We start from the raw sequence: 20,190 nt of genomic DNA, 5'->3' as shown, positions 1-20,190 counted from the left end.
AAGATCAATGATATGTTGGCTGGTTTAAAAACAAAGGTATCAAAGGCCGCATATTAGTGCTGATAGATTTAGCCGGGCAATTGGGCTTAAGTGGAAAAGATTTGGCAATAGCTAAAGACTATCTTGAATATAACGAATTAGGGCTAAGTTTTGATCATGTGATAACCCAGATATATGAATATAATGTTGAGATAAACAAAGCACTCTACTCAATGGTAGTCGATATTGCAAGTGAGTTGAAATTACCCGCTAATGAATACGATTTTTTGATTCTTTTAATAAAACAGGAAGTCTCTTAACCTTAACATCTAACCTTACTTTAATCCTTATGAAAGTCCTGCTCGTTCTCATTATAAGTTTTATCCTTACGGCCGTTATTTCGCGGCTTTTTATTGACGATTGGAATATTATCCTGAGTGGTAACGTTGCCATGATGCTGATGCTTTGGTTTGCATCGTTGGGGCACTTTATGTTTACCAAAGGCATGGTCATGATGATGCCGGGTTTTATTCCATTTAAAGGTGCGTTAGTTCATTTAACCGGTGTAATGGAGATAGTCCTTGGGCCTTTGCTAATTGTTAATGCCACAAGGCACATAGCAGGCATTATTTTACTCATCATGTTTGTAGTGATGCTTCCTGCAAATATCAATGCCACTATCAAGCATGTAAATTTTGAAAAGGCCACTTATGATGGCAGCGGCACCGGCTACCTATGGTTTCGCATTCCTTTGCAATTGTTATTTATAGCCTGGGTATTGTATTTTTCGGTGGGGATTTAATTGCTGATTTTTAAGGATATGCGTTATCTTTAAGCAATTAACCAATTATGAAAAAGATAGCCCAAACCCTGCTGATCGTTCTGATCTGCATTTTATCTGCATTAACGCATGCCCAAACTTCAAGCCCCAAACAACCATTTTTTCCAAAGGGTACTATATTGTACGGAGATATAAACTATGCCGGTGATACTTTAAAAAAGCATCTGCTGGATATTTATCTGCCACCAACGGCAAAAGGTAGCTACCCTGTTATTATCTGGATTCATGGCGGTGCCTGGATGCTGAACGATAAATATGCCGACATGGGCTATATGCAGAAAACCGTTCAGGGCTTTATTGATAATGGGTATGCTGTGGCCTCTATCGATTATCGCTGGAGTACCACTGCGCCATTTCCAGCACAGATCCAGGATTGTAACCAGGCCATTGAGTTTCTGTATCAAAACGCTTCAAAATATAAGCTTAACAGGGATAAGTTTGGGGTGATTGGCTTTTCGGCCGGAGGGCATTTGGCATCGTTACTGACTTTATCCAATAACAATAATGTTAAGGAGTTTTATCCCAACGGAAACAAGCCTCATTTTAAAATCAAGCTCGCGCTTGATTTTTATGGCCCGTCAAATTTCCTGTCGCTAAAAGGCAGCGATGTGAATGATCCTAAAAGCCCGGTTAACCTGCTGCTCGGCGCTTGCCCTATCGACCGGCCCGATCTGGCTAATATAGCAAGTCCGGTCACCTACGTTGATAAAAACGATCCTCCATTTCTCATCGTTCAGGGCGAAAAGGACGAATCGGTCAATTATACGCAATCGGTTTTGCTAAGTTCATACCTTAAACTTGCAGGAGTAAAAAATGAACTTATCATTGTGCCTAATGCGCCTCACTACGGGGTAATGTTTGATGCTGAAGATATCAGAAAAAGGGTGTTTTATTTTATGGATAAATATCTGAAGTGATAATCTGATTGCTGGAAGCCAATTGGTTAAAAATGTATTTCATATATAATTTATAGCATCTTAAAAGCTATTTAAATTTGATTGTTTTTAATGTAGAGACGCATAATTGCGTCTCCCGCATGCAATTTCCGACAGGATTAGGAGCCTTTAAATCGGCTTGTCCTTCGGGAGACGCAATTATGCATCTCTACAAAAAACTTTCTGTTCTTTTTTAAACAGCGTTCTAAAAGCATAAATTTAGCCCCTATAATTTCTACCCATGTTAAAAAAAGTAAACCCGAAGAAGAAAAGTAAACTTGTCAATATTCTGTTCGCCGGGTTTATAACGGGTACGCTCGATGGTCTTGCAGCCATGATCCTGAATTATAAAGTAAATCCTGGCGTTATTTTTAAATTTATTGCCAGCGGCGCCTTCGGTCCGGCGGCTTTTGCGGGAGGTGCCGAAATTATCGTAGCTGGCGTAATATTTCATTACGTTATTGCTTTTTCATTTAGTGCGGTATTTTTCCTGCTTTATCCTTTCTTTTATAACGGGTTGCGCAATAAATACTTCGTAGCGGTTATTTACGGTATTGCGGCGTGGCTTATTATGAATTTAGGTGTAGTGCCTTTAAGCAAAATAACCACGAAGCCGGGATATCATATCCCTGTAAGCACCATCCTATCGGGGATGTTAACACTGGTAATTTGTGTAGGCTTACCCGTTGTATTTATTGCCGACAGGGAAAATAAGAAAATCAAATAGCTATTCATATGTCTGAAATGCCTTTGCTAACTACCGATCGTTTGCACTTGCGCGGATTGCTTGATTCCGACACTCCGCAGATTATGGCAATCCGCTCCAATGCCGAAGTGAATAAATATCTTGGGCGTTCCAACGATATTACTATTGATGGAGCACGCTCATTTATTAAAAAGATAGAAGGCATAATAAGCAGGGGCGAGGGTTTTTACTGGGCTATAACGCTAAAAGACGATAACGATCTCATTGGAACCATTTGCTACTGGAACCTTGAGCTGACCGATAAAAAGGCAGAAATTGGGTATGAGCTTTACCCGGACCAACAAGGAAAGGGTTTAATGCAGGAGGCTTTATCAGCGGTGCTTAAGTATGGTTTTGAAACGGCAGGCTTTGAGGTGATAGCTGCCTGTCCGGTCGGGGGAAATGAAAGCTCAGTTAAGCTACTTATAAAAAATGGTTTTTATCTCGCTGGTCATTTCCCTTCCGATAATGGCGAGCATATTTTTCTTGACTATCAGCTAACCAAAGATTCCTGGGTTGCGCGCAGCCATAAATGAAAAACCCGGCTTCATAGGCCGGGTTTTTCATGGATTTAAAATTTAAACAAAGTGTTTTGTGACTAAGGCATCATAACGCCATTAATACCATGTATTACACCATTGCTTGCTTCTGTATCAAATGCGGTAACCAATACGGCGTTACCCTTCGCATCGGTGATCTGCAGGTTGCTTTTATCATTTACTGACAAATGCAATGTTTGCCCGTCGATAGTTTTCAGGTCGGCTTTACCTTTACCTGCGCCTAAGGCTTTAATGATATCCGTTTTGGTGTATTTACCTGCAACTACGTGATATTTCAATATAGGTGCAAATTTGGCCGGATCTTTCATCAGTGCGTCAAACTGTGGTTTTGGCAATTTGCTAAAAGCTACGTCGTTTGGCGCAAATATGGTGAACGGGCCAGGTGCCTGCAAAGTTGGCTCAAGCTGTGCTGATTTTATTGCAAGTGCCATTGGCGCGTAATTAGTTGAAGTTGCCATCACGCCAACCACATCACCCGATGCGGTAGCTGTTGATGTAGCTGCAGGAGCAGCAGTTGTTTTAGCAGTGTCCTGAGTCTGAGCCATCGCCTGGGTTGAGAAAAATCCGATAGCTAACGAAGCAACGGCTATTAAAACTGACTTTTTCATGTTCATCTTTCTTTCTGTTTTTGTTAGTGAATTAAAATGTAATGAGTAGCCGTTTGTATCGATATTTTTTAATTAAAAGTTATTTATTTGGTTAATTACTATAGTTTAATAACTTTTAATTACGATAAATAGTTTTTGGTTTGTTAATATTTGTGGTTAAACACGTGACGGTCAGGGAAGAAAAAAGAAATTGAGATAGTAGATTTGAGACGTGAGATTTGAGACAAACTGTATCGAGTAAAGTAAATTACACATGTTTATAAACAGAAATGACTACCTGAAAGTATCAGATAGTCATCTATTGGTTTGTCGGTTGATAAAGAGATCTATTGTCTTGCTTTTTGCAGCTCATCAAATTTAGCGATGAGCTTATCAATGCTTTTAAGGTTAAATTTATGCTCGTGGATCTGATCAACCAGGTCCGGTTCATCGCCCATGATGTCACTCATGATATCTTCAAAGTTTTCGTCAGTAAGGCGTTTCATGCCGGCGGTGGTTTCGCCATAATAGTATGTTGTTTTTGAGCTGCCACCCCGGCCGCCACCGCCGCCAAGGTTAATGCCAATGCCGCCGCCAATTCCACCGCCGTAGCCTCCGGTACCGTATCCTGCAGCTATTCCAGGTGTAATGCCGAAGCCGCTGCCACCGCCGCCTTTGCCTCCTTTTGCCATAAATAGTTTCACAGGCTCGTCAATTACTACTTTCACAAAGTCAGTTTCTTCTTTGGTCCATGATTCGTTTGCCGGAGCGTGTGCCACAACAAAACTATCCTGTCCAACAACAAATGATCTTAAATCGCTGGCGCTTAATTTATAGGGATTAGTTTTTTCGTTGTCCTTAAATTCAATAAAACCTTCACCTTTTATCGGCCCTTTTCCTGAAGGATTGGTGCGGATCAGCCCGGTTTCGCGGTTGCCCTTTATATCGGTAAAGCTACCTTGTTGCCATTTTTGCGATTTTGCTGATACAAAACACAGCATGAAAAATAAAATGATTAAAATTGAGCGCATAACATGTTCAGAATACTGATACAAAGAACGCAAATTTTATAAATTTAATATGACGACTGTTGATTTACGAAGCGATACAGTAACCAAGCCAACGCCCGGCATGCTCGAAGCCATGTGGAGCGCCAAAGTAGGGGATGATGTTTTTGGCGAGGACGAAACCATAAACGCCCTTGAAGCTAAAGCCGCCGCCATGTTTGGTATGGAAGCGGCTATATTTTGCCCTTCGGGCACCATGACCAACCAGATAGCTATCAAATGTTTTACACAACCGCTTGATGAACTCATTGCCGATCAAACAGCGCACGTTTATCGGTATGAGGGTGGGGGGATAGCCTTTAACTCCGGGGTTTCAACCCGGCTATTAGAGGGTTACCGCGGGATCCTTACGTCCGAAATGATAGAGCCCGAGATCAATGCCGAAAATATCCATTATCCGCATACCAGCTTGGTAGTTTTGGAAAATACCGTTAACAAAGGTGGTGGTAGTTGTTATACGCTCGAAAATATCAACCCTATAGCCAGTCTGTGCCGGGAGAAAGGTTTAAAACTTCACCTCGATGGTGCACGCATCTTTAATGCGCTCACCCACACCGGTGATGCTGCGGTTGAATATGGAAAGTATTTTAATGGTATCTCGGTCTGCCTGTCAAAAGGATTAGGCGCACCCGTAGGCTCGGTTTTATTAGCTGATAAAGAAACCATCAGATATGCACGCCGCATTCGCAAAGTATTAGGTGGTGGTATGCGCCAGGCCGGCTTTTTGGCTGCCGCGGGGATTTACGCGCTTGATCATCATGTTGAACGACTGAAGATAGACCACGCCCATGCCCGTATTTTAGGTGAGGAGTTGGGCCGTTTGCCATGGGTAGGTAATGTGGTCCCGGTTGAAACTAATATCGTGTTGTTTGATACGGTTGAACCGGCTGCCGCTGTACTTGCTAAACTTGCTGAAAAGGGTATTAAAGCAAGTGATACAGGTAAAAACCGAATCCGCTTTGTAACACATCTTGATGTACACGCCGAGCAGGTGGAGTATACGATAGAGACATTGAAGGGATTATAACGTTGAGCCTGGACCAAAATATTCAGAGATGATTTTGGCCCAGGCTATTTATTTTTCGTGATGCTAAAACGATTATGCTTATATTTGAGTATCGTTAATTAAAACCTTTTATTATGGGTAAGTTTTTTAATGAGATACTTGACCATCACAAGGATTTCATCGCCCATCAAAAAATATTTTTTGTGGCAACAGCTCCGTTGAGTTCCGGTGGGCATGTAAACCTTTCGCCAAAAGATAATGCCAGTTTCAGGATTATTTCCAATAACCGGGTAGCTTATATGGATATTATTGGCAGTGGTAATGAAACTGCCGCCCACCTGCTCGAAAACCAACGCATAACTTTTATGTTTTGCGCTTTTGACGGACCTCCAAACATTCTGCGCTTATATGGTAAAGGTTACAGTATTTTACCCGATAGTAGTAATGATGAGTGGAATGAGTTGTCGTCACATTTTAAGATCCATATGGCAACCCGGCAAATAATAGTGGGAGATATTGACATGGTGCAAACTTCATGTGGTTTCAGCGTACCACTTTATGAGTATTTAGGCGAGCGTGATTATGCTATGAAATGGGCCGAAAAGAAAGGCGAGCAGGGGCTGGCCGATTATAAGCAAGAAAAAAACAGGGTTAGTTTGGATGGTTTGCCAACGCCATTGTATTGATTCTCTTTTATTTAATACATACTTAATAGTTAAATAATTATTGGGAATAGGAGCCCGTTGTATTTTTATTAAAACATTCCGATTTCTTTATAGTTATATGTTGATTTCATCGATATAATTATTAATGCTGCAAATACTGCGATTTTTATAATATTTGCAGCAACCATACATTAGCCTATGTTTGAATTTACTCAATCAAATGAGAAAGAACTGCTTTTGCAAGTAGCTCAGGGTAATGAGTTTGCTTTCCGGCAGTTGTTTTCAGCTTACCATCAGCGTTTAGGCGTTCATATTTTGCGTATAACCCATTCTGTTGAATTGGCCGAGGAGATTGTGCAGGACGTTTTCATGAAGATTTGGATGACCCGCGAAACACTAACCGGGGTTGATAATTTCAAGGCTTACCTGTTTGTAATTTCAAAAAACCACGCTCTAAACTGTTTGCGAAAGGTCGCCCGTGAGCAAATACAGCTAAAAAAGTTAGAAGAAACCCGCATTGTACCTTTTAACGCCGAAGTGCAGGTAACAGACCAGTATTATAATTTGATTGACGAGGCCATCGATCAGCTGCCTCCCCAGCAGCAAAAGGTTTACCTCATGAGCAGGCATAACCGTTTAAAGTATCACGAAATTGCCGACGAGTTGGAGCTATCCCGCGAAACTGTTAAAAAATACCTGCAAATTGCTACTACTTCAATCAAAGACTATGTGCATGAGCATATGGAGGTTATAGCATTGGTAATGGCATTAATTCACTTTTTTTATTTTTTTTAAAAAGTAATACCCCCTTTTTTAATCTATCAGGTGTCATGTATATGAGATCTGCCCCAACTCACTGTAGCCAATTATACAGTTATACCGAAAAACATTTACTATGAGCGAACTTTACGCCCGGCTTGATTATTTGTTTAATACTTATTATAACGGCACCGCAACGCAGGCCGAGCGTGATGAACTATTTGAAATCATCAACTCATCGGCAACTGATGCGGAGCTTGCTTCGGTTATACAACAAGCCTGGGATAAACTTGATGATCAGGGGCCTCTTTTTGACAGGGCGAAAAGTGAGGATATGCTCAACCAGATCTTACGGGAGAATATCGAACAAGCCGATCCTCTGCCTGTGAAGAAGAATAATTTGCACTGGAGAAGGTTGGGTGTTGCCGCTTCGCTTTTATTTATTGTTGGCTTTGGCGCCTACATGTACAGCAATCAAAAAAAACAGGTTGTCACAAAAAAGACCATTGCCAAAACTCATCTTAAAAATGATGCTTTACCGGGTAGCAACAAAGCTGTTTTAACGTTGGCCAATGGTAAAAGCATTACGCTTGATAGTGCCCAGAATGGTTTGCTGGCACAACAGGGGGCTACAAGGATCAATAAAACCCGCAACGGCCAGTTGGTTTATGAGGCTGGTACTAATGCTGATGCCCCGGTTATAAATACTATTTCAACTCCGCGTGGTGGCCAGTATCAGCTGGTTTTGCCTGATGGGAGCAAGGTTTGTCTGAATTCGGCCTCATCATTAAGTTTTCCAACCAGGTTTACGGGCAAAACGCGTGAGGTCACCATCACCGGCGAGGCTTACTTTGAAGTTACTAAAAACGCGCAGATGCCTTTCAGGGTTAAATCTGATAACACAACAGTGGAGGTTTTAGGTACGCACTTCAATATAATGGCTTATAATGACGAAGCCGAAATGAAAACTACCTTATTAGAAGGTTCGGTGAAAATAACTAACGGTACTGCAAGCGGCATTTTAAAGCCGGGACAGCAGGCTTTACTCAATAAAGCGGGCAGACTGAAAGTACTTAACGATGTTGATGTAGATGATGAAATAGCCTGGAAAGACGGAATATTTCAATTCAGGGATGCGGGGATAGATGCCATTATGAGGCAGGCTGCCCGTTGGTATGATGTTGAGGTGGCCTATGAAGGCAAAATACCGCAGCGCGAATTTACAGGAAGGATCTCCCGAAATGTAAAAGCATCCGAATTAATGAACATGCTTGGTTATGCCGGGGTGAAATTTAAAATTGAAGATAAGCGCATTACCATACAACAATAGCATAATTATTATACCTACTATATTAAGCAACCAATTGTTAACAATTTAAACAACCCTATGATGGAAGAAATACCTAAGATCATTTAGCCCGACCCCCCTTGGGCCCAAGATGGTAAAACGGTTTATCATGTGTTTGAACATGTGTATTGAACCCCAAAATCAGCATATAAAAAAAACCGGGAAGTATTCGCAGTACTTTCCCGGCCTAAATATCTGGGTCCCAAAAATCTACAATCGACGAATTGAAAGTTAATGTTTAACCCAAACTCTACAAACTTATGAATTTTAATTCTAAGGCCACGCCTTTGGCATGGCCTCAATTACGCAAATTTATATTGGCCATGAAGCTAACTGCCTTTATTATAATTGCGGCCCTTACCAATGTGAGTGCCAAAAGTTATAGCCAGATAGTTACTTTGCACCAAAAAAACACTACCGTTGAAAAAGTACTCCGTTCAATTGAAAAGCAAACAGGCTATCATTTCATGTATGATAAACAGGATGTATCAAAAGCCGGAGCTATCAACATTGAAGTTGCAAATGTATCTATAGAAAATGCACTTGATCAGTGCTTTAAAGATCAGCCTCTTACCTACAAAATCTTTGACCAAACCATTGTTGTAAAAAAGAAGGATGAGCCTGTTGTATCGCAGGTAGCTGTTGCCCCAATTAAAGTAACAGGTACGGTAAGCGACGCCAAAGGTCCGCTTCCGGGTGTTACTGTTAGGGTAAAGGGTTCCAATGTTGGTTTGCAAACCGATATTAACGGTAAATACACCATTAATGCACCCGATGGTAACGGTACACTGATTTTTACATTTATTGGTTATACAACCAAAGAAGTACCTATCGGCAGCAGAAGCCAGATCGACGTTGTTTTGACAGAAGAGCCAAAAGCGCTGAGCGAAGTGGTTGTAGTTGGTTACGGTACCGCTAAAAAGGTTGACCTTACCGGTTCGGTGGGCAGCGTAGGTGCAAAGCAACTGCAGGAGCGCCCGCAAACCAATCTGGAGCAGGAATTGTCAGGTAAAATTGCCGGTGTAAACGTATCAAGCAACTCTGGTGCACCGGGTGGCGCAACCAAAATCAGGATCCGTGGTTACAGCTCTATCAATACCAATACCGATCCATTGTATGTTGTGGATGGTGTAGTTTGGACTGAAGGCGGTAACGCTATTAATCCTAATGACATCGAAACTATCGACGTACTGAAAGATGCATCATCAACCGCTATTTATGGTACACGCGGTGCAAACGGTGTAATTTTGGTTACTACTAAAAGAGGTAAAAAAGGCGGTACTATTTCGTATGATGCCTATATGGCAGTAAACCATATGTTTAAGGAAATACCTGTGCTTAACTCAAAAGAGTTTATGCAGATTGAGGATGTTTCTTACGCTAATATCAAAAAATACGACCCTACCGGCTGGGCTGCAGGCGACTATACCGACCGCAATCCTGTAACACAAAGAACAGCCCTCATCGGTAAACTGTTCGACCAAAATCTGAACCCGTTGTATGATGTTGACTGGCAAAAAGCTACAACCCGTACTTCAGTAAGCCAAAACCATAACGTTTCGTTTACCGGTGGTGCCGAAAATGTCAACTATGGTTTATTCCTGAACTACGCCGATGATGAAGGTATTATCCTTAACAGCTACCTGAAACGTTACAATGTGCGTTTAACAGTTGATAACCAGATTAAGCCATGGGTTAAAGTTGGCGCTACGTTAAACTATAACTACCAGGATGGCCGCAACCAGGATCAGGGTACAGGCGGTAACAATATCCCGCGTATGTTGATTGAGATGGTGCCTTTTATTCCTGTAAGATATCCTGACGGAACCTATGGCAAACGTACCGATTATCCAAACCTTGAAGGCGGTGATAACCCGGTAGCCCAGGCCAATGAAATTCAGTCGCTTACCCGTAACCGTATATTCAGTGGTAATGGTTATTTGAACTTAAACCTGTTGCCAGGTCTTGAATTCCGCAGCGTTTTAGGTGTAACTACGTCTGCCAATTATAATCCTGCTTCCCAAAGCGGGCTTGTTGGTGGCCCTGTTGCCGGTCAAAGCTACAGCTCGGCTTCAATAGAAGAATTTAACAGAACGTTTTGGCAATGGCAAAACTACTTTACCTATAACAAAACCTTTAATAAGGTACATAATGTAAACTTTGTTGTAGGTGCCGAGCGTCAAAACTATCAGCAGCTGCGGTTAAAAGGATCAACCGGTACATTATCTGACAATTTTTATCAGTATTACAACTTATCTGCCGGTATTGTACCTAACAAGCCGGAGTCTGACTACGATGCATGGCAAATGCAGTCATTTTTCGGCAGGTTGAATTATAACTATAACGAAAAATACCTGTTAACGTTAACCGGTCGTGAAGACGGTTCATCACGTTTTGGTACTAATAAAAAATATGGTTTCTTCCCATCTGCGGCGTTTGCATGGCGAGCATCGCAGGAGGATTTCTTAAAAGATAATAAAACTATATCGGATCTGAAATTCAGGTTGAGCTATGGTTTAACCGGTAACTCCGAAATTGGCGAATACCGTTCACTGGCAAACATCAATACTGTTGGCTATGCTTTCGGCGGTAACAGCGCAGTAGGTACTACCCAAACTTCTATCGGTAACGAGGATTTGCAATGGGAAAAAACTGCTGAGTATGATTTAGGCTTTTCATTAGGCTTGTTCAACAACCGCTTAAACATTGAAGCTGATGCTTACCTGAAAAAAACCAAAGCGTTATTATTAAATGCACCGCTACCGGAAACAAGTGGTTTTCAAACGGTATATAAGAATATAGGCCGTTTACAAAACAAAGGTCTGGAGTTTACGATCAATGCTACTCCGATAAAAACTCAGGACTTTACCTGGAACTCAACATTTAATATTTCTTTCTTAAAAAACAAGATCCTTCAGTTAGGTGCATCTAATGATGATATTTTCCTTGCCCCAACCTTCCTGTCGCAATTTAACCTGATGCGTGTTGGCTTGCCGGCCGGTAGCTTCTATGGTTACAAAGTGCTTGGAACCTGGGGTACCGCTGAAGCCGCTGAAGCTGCTAAATATGGCTTGTTACCAGGCGACCTGAAAATACAGGATACTAATGGCGACGGCAAAGTTAGCGCTGCCGATAAAGTGGTTTTGGGTAAATCAATACCTGATGGCTACGGTACTTTCAGCAACAACTTCCGTTACAAAAACATCGACTTAGGTGTTGACCTGCAGTTTAACTACGGTAACCAGATCATGAACCTTACCCGTCACTCTGGTCAGGACCGTACAGGTCAGGCTAACAGCTACGCAACTGTACTTAACGCCTGGACACCAACTAACCAAAACACCAGCATCGCCGAAAGCAGACCTGCGTACGTGCGTTATCAAACCGAGATCTATTCAACCAAAGTTGAGAGCGGTAATTTTATCCGTGGCAGGGCAGTAACACTTGGCTATACCTTTAATGACAATATTCTTAAAAAGTTAAAGTTGAGCCGCTTAAGGGTTTATGCACAGGCGCAAAACTTGTTCCTGATAACCAAATACACCGGTTACGATCCAGAGGTATCAACCTACAACGGCTCAAGCAACTTTACACAGGGTATCCAGTTTTACGATTATCCAAAACCACGTACTTTCCTGTTAGGTGTTAATGTTAGTCTTTAATTTAAAAAATGTTAAAATATCATATTATGAAATTTAACTTAAAAAAATACCGGGTAGGTGGTCTTTTACTTATCCTTGCTGCTACTACCGGCAGTGGCTGCAAAAAATATCTTGATGAAAAAGATAAGAGTAACTTTGTTAAGAGTAATTATTTTGCCAGCTCAAATCAGGCTCAAACCTTTGTAAATGGTTTATATAACGTAATGTATTTTTTCCAGAACGGAGATGCTTATGGTGAAAGCCCTTTTATTACGTTGGAGCTATTTGCCGGCCACGCTACTTCGTTAGGACAAAGCGTGAACAACGGTAACGTGATCCACCAGCGTACAGACGCGGTTAACCCAGGTTTTGAAACTGTATGGTACAACTGCTATAAAGGCATTGCCAACTCTAATCTTGCTATTGAAAATATCCCCGGCATATCACCTATGGATGACGGGTTAAAAAAGAAGCTGATAGGTGAGGCTTACTTTTTTAGGGCATTTTATTACTATCACCTGGTTAGGCTGTATGGCGATGTTCCTTTGATAACTAAAAGCCAAAGTGTAAGCAGCCCTGATTTGTATCCTTCACGCACACCTGTAGCCGATGTTTATAAACAAATCATTGCCGATTTGCAGGCAGCTGAAGCATCCGGTATGCCAAATACCGATGCAACCGGCCGTGTTTCATTGGGTGCGGTGAAAACTTTACTGGCCAGCGTTTACTTAACAACTGCAGGTTTCCCGCTTAAGCAAACTGAAAACTATGCTAAAGCAGCATCTGAAATTCAACCTGTTTTGGGTTGGTATTCATTGTTTACCGATTATGCTTACCTGCATGATAATGCTCATAAAAATCAACAGGAATTAATATTCCAGATCAATTACCTGGTAGGTACTCAAACCAATGCTATACCTCAGTTAACTATTCCTTTCAACCTGTTGGTTGGTGCATATGGTGACCACCTGGGTGCTATGATCCCAACCAACCAATTTGTAGCAAGCTATGAATCGGGTGATCTTCGTACACAGGAGCGTCAGTTTTATTTCTCAAGCTATCCGCAGTACGGTAACCCGAGCAACATCATCCAATTTGGTGAGCATGCACTTTACAAATATTTCCATGTTGAAAGTGCTGCACAAAGCGGTAACAGTGATGAGAACTGGACTTTATTGCGTTTACCGGAAGCTCAGTTAATTTATGCTGAAGCTTCAAATGAAGTAAATGGTCCAACTGCCGATGCTTATGCGGCGGTTAACGCTATCCGTGCACGTGCCAAACTGGCCCCGTTAAGCAATTTAACTAAAGATACCTTTCGCGAGGCCATCTGGAGGGAGCGTTATCATGAGCTTGCTTATGAAAACAAAGCGTACTTTGATATGCAGCGTACCCACATGGCTTACCTGCCTCAGTCAAATACCTTTGCCGATCCTACAGCTTCACAAACTGAACAGGGGGTAACCTTTAAAACACAATACTACCTGTGGCCTATACCGCAGCGTGAAATCAGCACTAACAGTAAATTGACCCAAAATCCGGGTTGGTAATTGTATATTGCAAATAATACACATAAAAGACTGGCCATATCAAGCCAGTCTTTTATATTTACGGCTGGTAAAACGTTTCACCAAAAAACAAAACATTAGACAATGAAAAAAGCCCTGGTACTTATCACATCCGTGTTGCTGGCCTCGGGTACTTTTGCTCAGCAGGTTAATAAAGTTACCGACCCTGTTGAATACATCAATCCGTTGATGGGTACCGATTCACACTACGACCTTTCAAATGGTAACACTTATCCCGCCATCGCCCTGCCATGGGGCATGAACTTCTGGACACCGCAAACAGGTGTTATGGGAGATGGATGGGCATACACCTACGATGCGCACAAGATCCGCGGATTTAAACAAACCCACCAGCCATCACCATGGATGAACGACTATGGGCAGTTTGCCATTATGCCGGTTACCAAACACGCTGTGGTAGGCCAAAATAAAAGGGGCAGCTGGTTCTCGCACAAGGCCGAAACCGCTAAACCTTACTATTACAGCGTTTACCTGGCCGATCACGACGTAACTACCGAAATTACGCCTACCGAGCGTTCGGCTCAATTCAGGTTTACTTATCCTCAAACTGATAGCTCGTTTATTGTGATCGATGCGCTGAATAAAGGCTCATATGTAAAAATCATGCCCGATCAAAAGAAGATCGTAGGCTACTCTACTAAATACGCGCGTGGACCGCTTAAAAACTTTAAAAACTACTTTGTTATTTATGTAGATAAACCGATCACTTATGCACATACTTTCAGCGATACCACACAGGCTGATGGCCTTGAGCTGAAAGCTGAGCATGCGAGCGCTTTAGTTGGTTTTAAAACTACGCAAGGCGAAAAAGTTCATCTGCGTGTGGCATCGTCATTCATCAGCATTGAACAGGCTGAGCTTAACCTGGAGCGCGAGCAGGGTAAGGATAGTTTTGATGTAACCTGCCAAAAAGCAAAAGCCGTTTGGAACAAAACCCTGAACCATTTGCAGGTTGAAGGAGGCTCGGTTGATCAGATGCGTACTTTTTACTCATGCTTTTACCGCATGGTGTTCTTCCCGAACAAATTGTACGAAATAGACAAAGACAATAAGATTGTACATTACAGCGCATCTACTGGTAAAGTGTTCCCGGGTTATAAATTTGCCGGCACCGGTTTCTGGGATACCTTCAGGGCTTTATATCCTTTCCTGAACCTCGTTTATCCGTCTATCAATAAAGAAATGCAGGAAGGGCTCATCAATGACTATAAAGAGGGTGGCTGGTTGCCTGAATGGTCAAGCCCGGGTTATTCGGCGGTGATGATCGGTAATAACTCAGCTTCTGTTGTTTCTGAAGCTTATTTAAAAGGTTTGCGTGGATACGATATCAATACTTTATGGGACGCACTGGTACATGGTGCCAACAATGCTGGTCCGCAGGCTACAGGCAGGCAGGGTGTAGAGTACTATAACAAATTAGGGTATGTGCCTTATGATGTTAAGATCAACGAGAATGCGGCCCGTACATTGGAGTATGCTTACGACGATTTTGCTATCTATAAATTAGGTAAAGCGCTTGGCAAGCCAGAGTCAGAGATAGGCATTTACAAAACAAGGGCCATGAACTATAAAAACCTGTTTGACCCGGAAACCAAATTGATGCGTGGTAAAAACCAGGATGGTACGTTTGAAAAACCATTCAGTCCGTTTAAATGGGGTGATGCCTTTACCGAAGGTAATAGCTGGCATTACAGCTGGAGCGTATTTCAGGATATGCAGGGTTTGATCGATTTGATGGGCGGTCGTCAGAAGTTTATTACCAAACTTGATTCGGTGTTCAGCATGCCGCCAGTATTTGATGATAGCTACTACGGCGAAACCATTCACGAGATCCGCGAAATGCAGATCATGAACATGGGGCAGTATGCGCATGGCAACCAGCCTATCCAGCATATGATATATTTGTACAACTATGCAGGCGAGCCATGGAAAACCCAATTCCACGTGCGTGATGCTATGGAAAAACTTTACAAAGCTACCCCTGATGGTTACTGCGGAGATGAGGATAATGGCCAGACATCTGCCTGGTACGTGTTCTCGGCTATGGGCTTTTACCCGGTAACTCCGGCCAGCGACCAATACGTGTTAGGTACACCGCTGTTTAAGAAAATTACGCTAAATCTCGAGAATGGTAAAAAAGTTGTGATCAACGCAGTCAATAACAGCCTTGGTAATAAATATATCAACACATTAAATGTTAACGGCAAACCATATGATTTAACCTGGTTAAGCCACTCAGAGCTAAAAAAGGGCGCTGTGCTTAACTTTAATATGGCACCTCAGCCCAATAAAGCAAGAGGTGTTAAGGTTAGCGATGTTCCGTATTCGTTGAGTACGGAGTAACCCCCTAACCCCCTGAAGGGGGAACAATGGTGGATATTTTTACAGCAAGGCGAGGTGAAAACCTCGCCTTGCTGTTTTATACACAACTGCCGCGGGCTTTCAGCCCGTGGTGAACCAACGTGTCAGCTTTCAGCTGACGTAAAGCAAAATCCGAAATCGAAAATCCCAATTCCGAAATCAAGAATCAATGCCATTCTTCCCGGTACACAAACTTGGGCATTTGCCAGTTGTATTTGATCGACAGCAAACGCAGCGTTAGACCAATAACGCAGGCTATTACTATAGATATCCCAGCGGGCGCACCTAAATGTTCAATCCCTAAATAAAATGCCCCGGTAACAATGGATGCACTTGCATAAACTTCTTTACGAAACAACAACGGTACCTCATTACATAATACATCGCGCAGTACGCCGCCGGCACAGCCGGTTATCATGCCGCTTAGCAAAATAATAAGTGCGGGAAGATCAATCTGTTCCGCTATTTGGCAGCCAATAATGGTAAATACCACTAAACCGAGGGCATCCAGGTAAAGGAACAACGTTTTCATTTTGGTCATGATGCGGGCGATGACAGCGGCTAATATGGCTGCCCCGGCTGTAATCACCAAATACTCGGGATGTTCAACCCAGCTCATGGGGTAGTGATTAAATAATATGTTGCGAACAGTGCCGCCACCTAATGCTGTTACCCAGGCTATAATACAAACGCCAACCCAATCCATATCTCTTCGTCCTGCAGAAAGGGCAGCCGTCATGGCTTCGGCAATGATAGCTATAATATAAAGGATGTGAAGCATATCGGTAATATTAAGTGAATAATCTATCAGGATTCCCCCTTTAGGGGGCAGGGGGTAACCAGTCTCTTCCTTCCGTAAACCGGGCTACTAACATTGCTGCAACAGTATCTCCGGTGGCGTTTAATAAGGTTGCCATTGGGTCAACCAGGGTGCCAATGATAATAGCCGGAGGAAGCGCTTCAGGCGGGAAACCATAGGCGGAAATAAAAAGTAACTCGCCTATGTAACCGCCGTTGGGTATGCCGCCTTCAACAAGGCTCACCAAAACGGTCATGGCAAGTGCTATGATTATAGTTTCGGCATTATTAAAACTTTTACCGAATAGCGCGAACACCACCGCCATTTTTACTATAGATGAGATGCTTGAACCATCTTTATGCAAAGTCCCCCCAAGCGGAATAGTGATATTGGCAATAGCATCGGAAATCCCCATTTTTTTAGCGGCATCTAAATTTGCCGGTATAGTGGCTATACTGCTGCAGGTGCCCACAGCCGTTGCTGATGGTACGATATTATTTTTCCAATAGCGCTTAACTGCGCTAACTCCGCCTGCAATAAATGCATAAAGACTAAACAAAGCCAGGTAATAAAAAGCGCCGACACCATAATACAAAGCCATAGAGCGCGCATAACCTCCAAATAATTGCGGGCCAAACACGCCAACCTGGTATGCAAAATAAGCGCCCAATCCAATTGGCCCTATTTTCATGATGAGGCTAAAAATATTCTTGAAAACCTCGTTACCGCTATGCAAAAAGCCGGCAAAAGCTTTGCCTTTTTCACCTGCATGCAGTGTGGCAAAACCGGTAATCACTGCAAAAATGATCATGGCGAGCATGCTTTTACGGGATAATAGCTGGTAAAACTCGCCGGTGGTGAACAAAGCTGTGAGTTGATCGCCGAAGGGCTTTTTGGTGATAGCCTCGGTGATAGGACTGGCTACCAGGTGCTGATGAATTGGGAAGATCCAGATGGCTATAATGGTAACTACAGCAGCAATCACAACAGTTGACACAAATACCAGCGAGGTAACGCCAAGTAATTTCCCCAGTTTTTGCGAGCCATCCAGCGCGGCAATGGCCGAAGCTATGGCAAAGAAAACCAGCGGCACAACAGCCGTGAACAGCAGGTTTAGGAAAATATCACCGATGGGCTTAATTATTTCCACCTTACTACCTAAAACAGCTCCGGCAATGCTGCCAATGATGATACCTGTTATTAATAGGATGATGCCTTTGTAGTTTTTAAACCAGCTGTTCATTGTGCTAAGATAATTGTTTAGGTTTTGTTTTTAATGTAGAGGTACATGATTGTGCCAGTTGAATCCATATCTATTTTGAATTTGACATGTTTGTGGAAATGTAATCTCTTTGTTCTTGATAAAAAAAGGGCAATCATCATTATCGATATAGGAGACTCCGATGGAGTCGTAAAATAGACAGAATCTAAATGGCTCCATAGGAGCCTCCTATCTTAAATAAGATTTTTCCCGATCATCGCATCCCTCCTAAATTTATATATTAGCGCCTATTATAAATACTGAATGCAAGTAGAACAAGCCGGGGACTTTATCCTCGACAAAATAAAAAACGAACTCCCCGAACATTTTCATTACCATAATGCCGATCATGCCCTTGATGTTTATACCGCGGCAAAACAAATTGCGGCGGGTGAGGAGGTAAGCGGGCACGAATTACAGCTATTGCTCACTGCAGCTTATTATCATGATTCGGGTTTTTTATTTGGGCAAGCCAATCATGAGGAAAGCTCATGCAAAAACGCACGAGAATATCTACCTCAATTTGGTTATACTACTGATGAAATTGAGCAGGTTTGCGATATTATTATGGCAACCAAAATGCCGCAAAGCCCTCATAATCATTTAGGGCAGATAATTTGTGATGCCGATTTAGATTATTTGGGCCGAAATGATTTTTTTATCCTCAGTAAAAGGTTATTTTCGGAACTTGTAATTACAGATCACCTTGAATCGGAATTGGAGTGGGACAGGCAGCAGGTGAAATTCCTGCAGAGCCATCACTACTTCACCCAAACTGCGCTCAGGCTCAGGGCTGAATGTAAGAACGAACACTTAACAGCTATCACACAACGACTATAAAATACTGCTATTAATGACACAGCCGGGTTTAAAAATTGAAGAAGTTATCAAAGATGTAGTAACAGTTATCATTGGTATTTTATTCTGCGGTTTCGCTTTAAAAGGTTTTTTGGTACCCAATAGTTTCTTTGACGGCGGGGTAACCGGCATCTCATTGTTAATTCATGAGCTTTATCATTTCAATATAGCCTATGTAATTATCATAGCCAATATCCCTTTTATTATCATGGGCATGTTCCAGGTTAATAAATCATTTGCATTAAAAACGTTTGCATGTGTAATTGGACTTGGCCTGTGTTTGCAATTTATAGAATACCCGGTTATAACCCAGGATAAACTATTGGTGTCTATTTTTGGTGGCGTGTTTATGGGCCTGGGTGTAGGGCTGTCCATTCGTGGCGGTTGCGCACTGGATGGTATAGAGATATTGGCTTTATATACGCTGAAACGCAGCAGTTTCACCATTAGCGAGATCATTTTAGGTATCAACATTATCATCTTCCTGATAGCAGCTGTTGAATTGGGTTTGCCTACAGCATTGTACTCCATTTTAACCTATTACACAGCATCGCGCACCATCACTTTTGTTATTGACGGTTTGGAAGAATACACGGCGGTAAATATCATCTCTGGTCAAAGTGAGATCATTAAAGAACGACTTGTGATGGAACTTGGTCGTGGGATCACGATTTACAAAGGTGAGCGTGGCTTTATGAAGGAGAGTTTTGATGTTCACCAACCGGTAGATATCATCTTCACTGTGGTAACCCGTTTAGAAGTACGCAGGTTAAAAAACCTGGTTCATAGCATCGATCCTAAAGCTTTCGTATTTACTAATAGTATTAAAGAAGCTGCCGGCGGGGTGTTGAAGAAAAAGGTAAGGGATCATTAATTGAAAGTTCTAAGTCTTTAGTTTTAAGTCATAAGTCGTTTACAGCGAAAAACAGTAATGCCATCCCAAAAGGATGGCATTACTGTTAAATAACAAGACTACTTCGGGTTTAGCGGAGCGTAACCCGGAGTGGGCATTGCTTAAGCTTCCAGCTTCAATGAAAAAATTATAACCGTAGCCATTGTTGGTGTTGCCACCACAGGTGTTCGGAAGAAATAAAAAAAGCTGGGGATTGTGCGATTCCCTCCCCTGGGAGGGTGTAGGGAGGGGTTTCACCGATAGGATTACCCGTTTGAAATGGCGCATAAACCCCTC

General features: G+C 42.3%; 18 protein-coding genes. 14 read left to right on the top strand and 4 right to left on the bottom strand.

Annotation, left to right across the window (positions count from 1 at the left end):
• Nucleotides 1-56 precede the first annotated feature (56 nt).
• The 5 genes from AC59JO_RS25960 to AC59JO_RS25940 all read left to right on the top strand — a co-directional run bounded on the left by AC59JO_RS25960 (nucleotide 57) and on the right by AC59JO_RS25940 (nucleotide 3,036).
• Complete coding sequence (locus AC59JO_RS25960; RefSeq protein ID WP_413668521.1) at nucleotides 57-299, top strand: MafI family immunity protein; 243 nt, start codon at nucleotides 57-59, stop codon at nucleotides 297-299.
• Nucleotides 300-328: 29 nt separating this feature from the next.
• Nucleotides 329-781, top strand: coding sequence for a DoxX family protein (locus tag AC59JO_RS25955; RefSeq protein ID WP_413668520.1), 453 nt, complete (start codon nucleotides 329-331; stop codon nucleotides 779-781).
• Between the two features lie 47 nt (nucleotides 782-828).
• Nucleotides 829-1,737 carry an alpha/beta hydrolase fold domain-containing protein gene (locus tag AC59JO_RS25950; RefSeq protein ID WP_413668519.1) on the top strand — a complete coding sequence of 303 codons (909 nt, stop codon included), beginning with the start codon at nucleotides 829-831 and terminating at the stop codon, nucleotides 1,735-1,737.
• 259 nt (nucleotides 1,738-1,996) lie between these two features.
• Complete coding sequence (locus tag AC59JO_RS25945) at nucleotides 1,997-2,482, top strand: hypothetical protein (RefSeq protein ID WP_413668518.1); 486 nt, start codon at nucleotides 1,997-1,999, stop codon at nucleotides 2,480-2,482.
• A gap of 8 nt (nucleotides 2,483-2,490) precedes the next feature.
• Nucleotides 2,491-3,036 carry a GNAT family N-acetyltransferase gene (locus tag AC59JO_RS25940; RefSeq protein ID WP_413668517.1) on the top strand — a complete coding sequence of 182 codons (546 nt, stop codon included), beginning with the start codon at nucleotides 2,491-2,493 and terminating at the stop codon, nucleotides 3,034-3,036.
• A gap of 62 nt (nucleotides 3,037-3,098) precedes the next feature.
• Here AC59JO_RS25940 and AC59JO_RS25935 read toward each other — a convergent pair whose 3' ends face one another.
• Nucleotides 3,099-3,668, bottom strand: coding sequence for a fasciclin domain-containing protein (locus AC59JO_RS25935; RefSeq protein WP_413668516.1), 570 nt, complete (start codon nucleotides 3,666-3,668; stop codon nucleotides 3,099-3,101).
• 326 nt (nucleotides 3,669-3,994) lie between these two features.
• Nucleotides 3,995-4,648: a hypothetical protein gene (locus AC59JO_RS25930; RefSeq protein ID WP_497309126.1), complete on the bottom strand. Its 654-nt coding sequence runs from the start codon at nucleotides 4,646-4,648 to the stop codon at nucleotides 3,995-3,997.
• 79 nt (nucleotides 4,649-4,727) lie between these two features.
• Here AC59JO_RS25930 and AC59JO_RS25925 point away from each other — a divergent pair, with 79 nt between their 5' ends.
• The 7 genes from AC59JO_RS25925 to AC59JO_RS25895 all read left to right on the top strand — a co-directional run bounded on the left by AC59JO_RS25925 (nucleotide 4,728) and on the right by AC59JO_RS25895 (nucleotide 16,065).
• Nucleotides 4,728-5,741: a threonine aldolase family protein gene (locus tag AC59JO_RS25925; RefSeq protein WP_497309124.1), complete on the top strand. Its 1,014-nt coding sequence runs from the start codon at nucleotides 4,728-4,730 to the stop codon at nucleotides 5,739-5,741.
• Nucleotides 5,742-5,854: 113 nt separating this feature from the next.
• Nucleotides 5,855-6,406 (top strand): pyridoxamine 5'-phosphate oxidase family protein, encoded by a 552-nt coding sequence (locus AC59JO_RS25920; protein WP_413668513.1) that lies wholly within the window; start codon nucleotides 5,855-5,857, stop codon nucleotides 6,404-6,406.
• A gap of 177 nt (nucleotides 6,407-6,583) precedes the next feature.
• Nucleotides 6,584-7,180 (top strand): RNA polymerase sigma factor, encoded by a 597-nt coding sequence (locus AC59JO_RS25915; protein ID WP_413668512.1) that lies wholly within the window; start codon nucleotides 6,584-6,586, stop codon nucleotides 7,178-7,180.
• 100 nt (nucleotides 7,181-7,280) lie between these two features.
• A complete protein-coding gene (locus AC59JO_RS25910) occupies nucleotides 7,281-8,474 on the top strand; it encodes a FecR family protein (RefSeq protein ID WP_497309121.1) in 1,194 nt (397 codons plus the stop codon).
• 278 nt (nucleotides 8,475-8,752) lie between these two features.
• Nucleotides 8,753-12,154, top strand: coding sequence for a TonB-dependent receptor (locus AC59JO_RS25905; protein WP_497309119.1), 3,402 nt, complete (start codon nucleotides 8,753-8,755; stop codon nucleotides 12,152-12,154).
• 26 nt (nucleotides 12,155-12,180) lie between these two features.
• The gene (locus tag AC59JO_RS25900) at nucleotides 12,181-13,683 is read left to right on the top strand and encodes a RagB/SusD family nutrient uptake outer membrane protein (protein ID WP_413668509.1); all 1,503 of its coding nucleotides are present in this window, start codon (nucleotides 12,181-12,183) and stop codon (nucleotides 13,681-13,683) included.
• Between the two features lie 102 nt (nucleotides 13,684-13,785).
• On the top strand, nucleotides 13,786-16,065 hold the full coding sequence (locus tag AC59JO_RS25895) for a GH92 family glycosyl hydrolase (RefSeq protein ID WP_497309117.1): 2,280 nt from the start codon (nucleotides 13,786-13,788) through the stop codon (nucleotides 16,063-16,065).
• A 184-nt stretch (nucleotides 16,066-16,249) separates the two neighbouring features.
• Here AC59JO_RS25895 and AC59JO_RS25890 read toward each other — a convergent pair whose 3' ends face one another.
• Together AC59JO_RS25890 and AC59JO_RS25885 are read right to left on the bottom strand one after the other, a co-directional pair.
• Nucleotides 16,250-16,864, bottom strand: coding sequence for a trimeric intracellular cation channel family protein (locus tag AC59JO_RS25890; RefSeq protein ID WP_413668507.1), 615 nt, complete (start codon nucleotides 16,862-16,864; stop codon nucleotides 16,250-16,252).
• Nucleotides 16,865-16,904: 40 nt separating this feature from the next.
• Entirely contained in the window at nucleotides 16,905-18,125 is a 1,221-nt protein-coding gene (locus AC59JO_RS25885) for a dicarboxylate/amino acid:cation symporter (protein ID WP_413668506.1), read from the bottom strand.
• 282 nt (nucleotides 18,126-18,407) lie between these two features.
• On the opposite strand from AC59JO_RS25885, the gene AC59JO_RS25880 reads away from it, so the two are divergent.
• Together AC59JO_RS25880 and AC59JO_RS25875 are read left to right on the top strand one after the other, a co-directional pair.
• Nucleotides 18,408-18,983 carry an HD domain-containing protein gene (locus AC59JO_RS25880; protein ID WP_413668505.1) on the top strand — a complete coding sequence of 192 codons (576 nt, stop codon included), beginning with the start codon at nucleotides 18,408-18,410 and terminating at the stop codon, nucleotides 18,981-18,983.
• A 13-nt stretch (nucleotides 18,984-18,996) separates the two neighbouring features.
• On the top strand, nucleotides 18,997-19,875 hold the full coding sequence (locus AC59JO_RS25875; RefSeq protein WP_121810611.1) for a YitT family protein: 879 nt from the start codon (nucleotides 18,997-18,999) through the stop codon (nucleotides 19,873-19,875).
• Nucleotides 19,876-20,190 lie beyond the last annotated feature (315 nt).

This window comes from Mucilaginibacter sp. A5337 (genome assembly GCF_059690695.1).
The sequence above is the reverse complement of the archived record's forward strand: the minus strand, read 5'-3'. Positions and strand labels throughout refer to the sequence as shown.

What these genes read in the sequence shown, in the direction of transcription:
- AC59JO_RS25955 (WP_413668520.1), top strand. Translation starts at nt 329, where the DNA reads ATGAAAGTCCTGCTCGTTCTCATTATAAGTTTTATCCTTACGGCCGTT.
- AC59JO_RS25950 (WP_413668519.1), top strand. Translation starts at nt 829, where the DNA reads ATGAAAAAGATAGCCCAAACCCTGCTGATCGTTCTGATCTGCATTTTA.
- AC59JO_RS25945 (WP_413668518.1), top strand. Translation starts at nt 1,997, where the DNA reads ATGTTAAAAAAAGTAAACCCGAAGAAGAAAAGTAAACTTGTCAATATT.
- AC59JO_RS25940 (WP_413668517.1), top strand. Translation starts at nt 2,491, where the DNA reads ATGTCTGAAATGCCTTTGCTAACTACCGATCGTTTGCACTTGCGCGGA.
- AC59JO_RS25935 (WP_413668516.1), bottom strand. Translation starts at nt 3,668, where the DNA reads ATGAAAAAGTCAGTTTTAATAGCCGTTGCTTCGTTAGCTATCGGATTT.
- AC59JO_RS25930 (WP_497309126.1), bottom strand. Translation starts at nt 4,648, where the DNA reads ATGCTGTGTTTTGTATCAGCAAAATCGCAAAAATGGCAACAAGGTAGC.
- AC59JO_RS25925 (WP_497309124.1), top strand. Translation starts at nt 4,728, where the DNA reads ATGACGACTGTTGATTTACGAAGCGATACAGTAACCAAGCCAACGCCC.
- AC59JO_RS25920 (WP_413668513.1), top strand. Translation starts at nt 5,855, where the DNA reads ATGGGTAAGTTTTTTAATGAGATACTTGACCATCACAAGGATTTCATC.
- AC59JO_RS25915 (WP_413668512.1), top strand. Translation starts at nt 6,584, where the DNA reads ATGTTTGAATTTACTCAATCAAATGAGAAAGAACTGCTTTTGCAAGTA.
- AC59JO_RS25910 (WP_497309121.1), top strand. Translation starts at nt 7,281, where the DNA reads ATGAGCGAACTTTACGCCCGGCTTGATTATTTGTTTAATACTTATTAT.
- AC59JO_RS25905 (WP_497309119.1), top strand. Translation starts at nt 8,753, where the DNA reads ATGAATTTTAATTCTAAGGCCACGCCTTTGGCATGGCCTCAATTACGC.
- AC59JO_RS25900 (WP_413668509.1), top strand. Translation starts at nt 12,181, where the DNA reads ATGAAATTTAACTTAAAAAAATACCGGGTAGGTGGTCTTTTACTTATC.
- AC59JO_RS25895 (WP_497309117.1), top strand. Translation starts at nt 13,786, where the DNA reads ATGAAAAAAGCCCTGGTACTTATCACATCCGTGTTGCTGGCCTCGGGT.
- AC59JO_RS25890 (WP_413668507.1), bottom strand. Translation starts at nt 16,864, where the DNA reads ATGCTTCACATCCTTTATATTATAGCTATCATTGCCGAAGCCATGACG.
- AC59JO_RS25885 (WP_413668506.1), bottom strand. Translation starts at nt 18,125, where the DNA reads ATGAACAGCTGGTTTAAAAACTACAAAGGCATCATCCTATTAATAACA.
- AC59JO_RS25880 (WP_413668505.1), top strand. Translation starts at nt 18,408, where the DNA reads ATGCAAGTAGAACAAGCCGGGGACTTTATCCTCGACAAAATAAAAAAC.
- AC59JO_RS25875 (WP_121810611.1), top strand. Translation starts at nt 18,997, where the DNA reads ATGACACAGCCGGGTTTAAAAATTGAAGAAGTTATCAAAGATGTAGTA.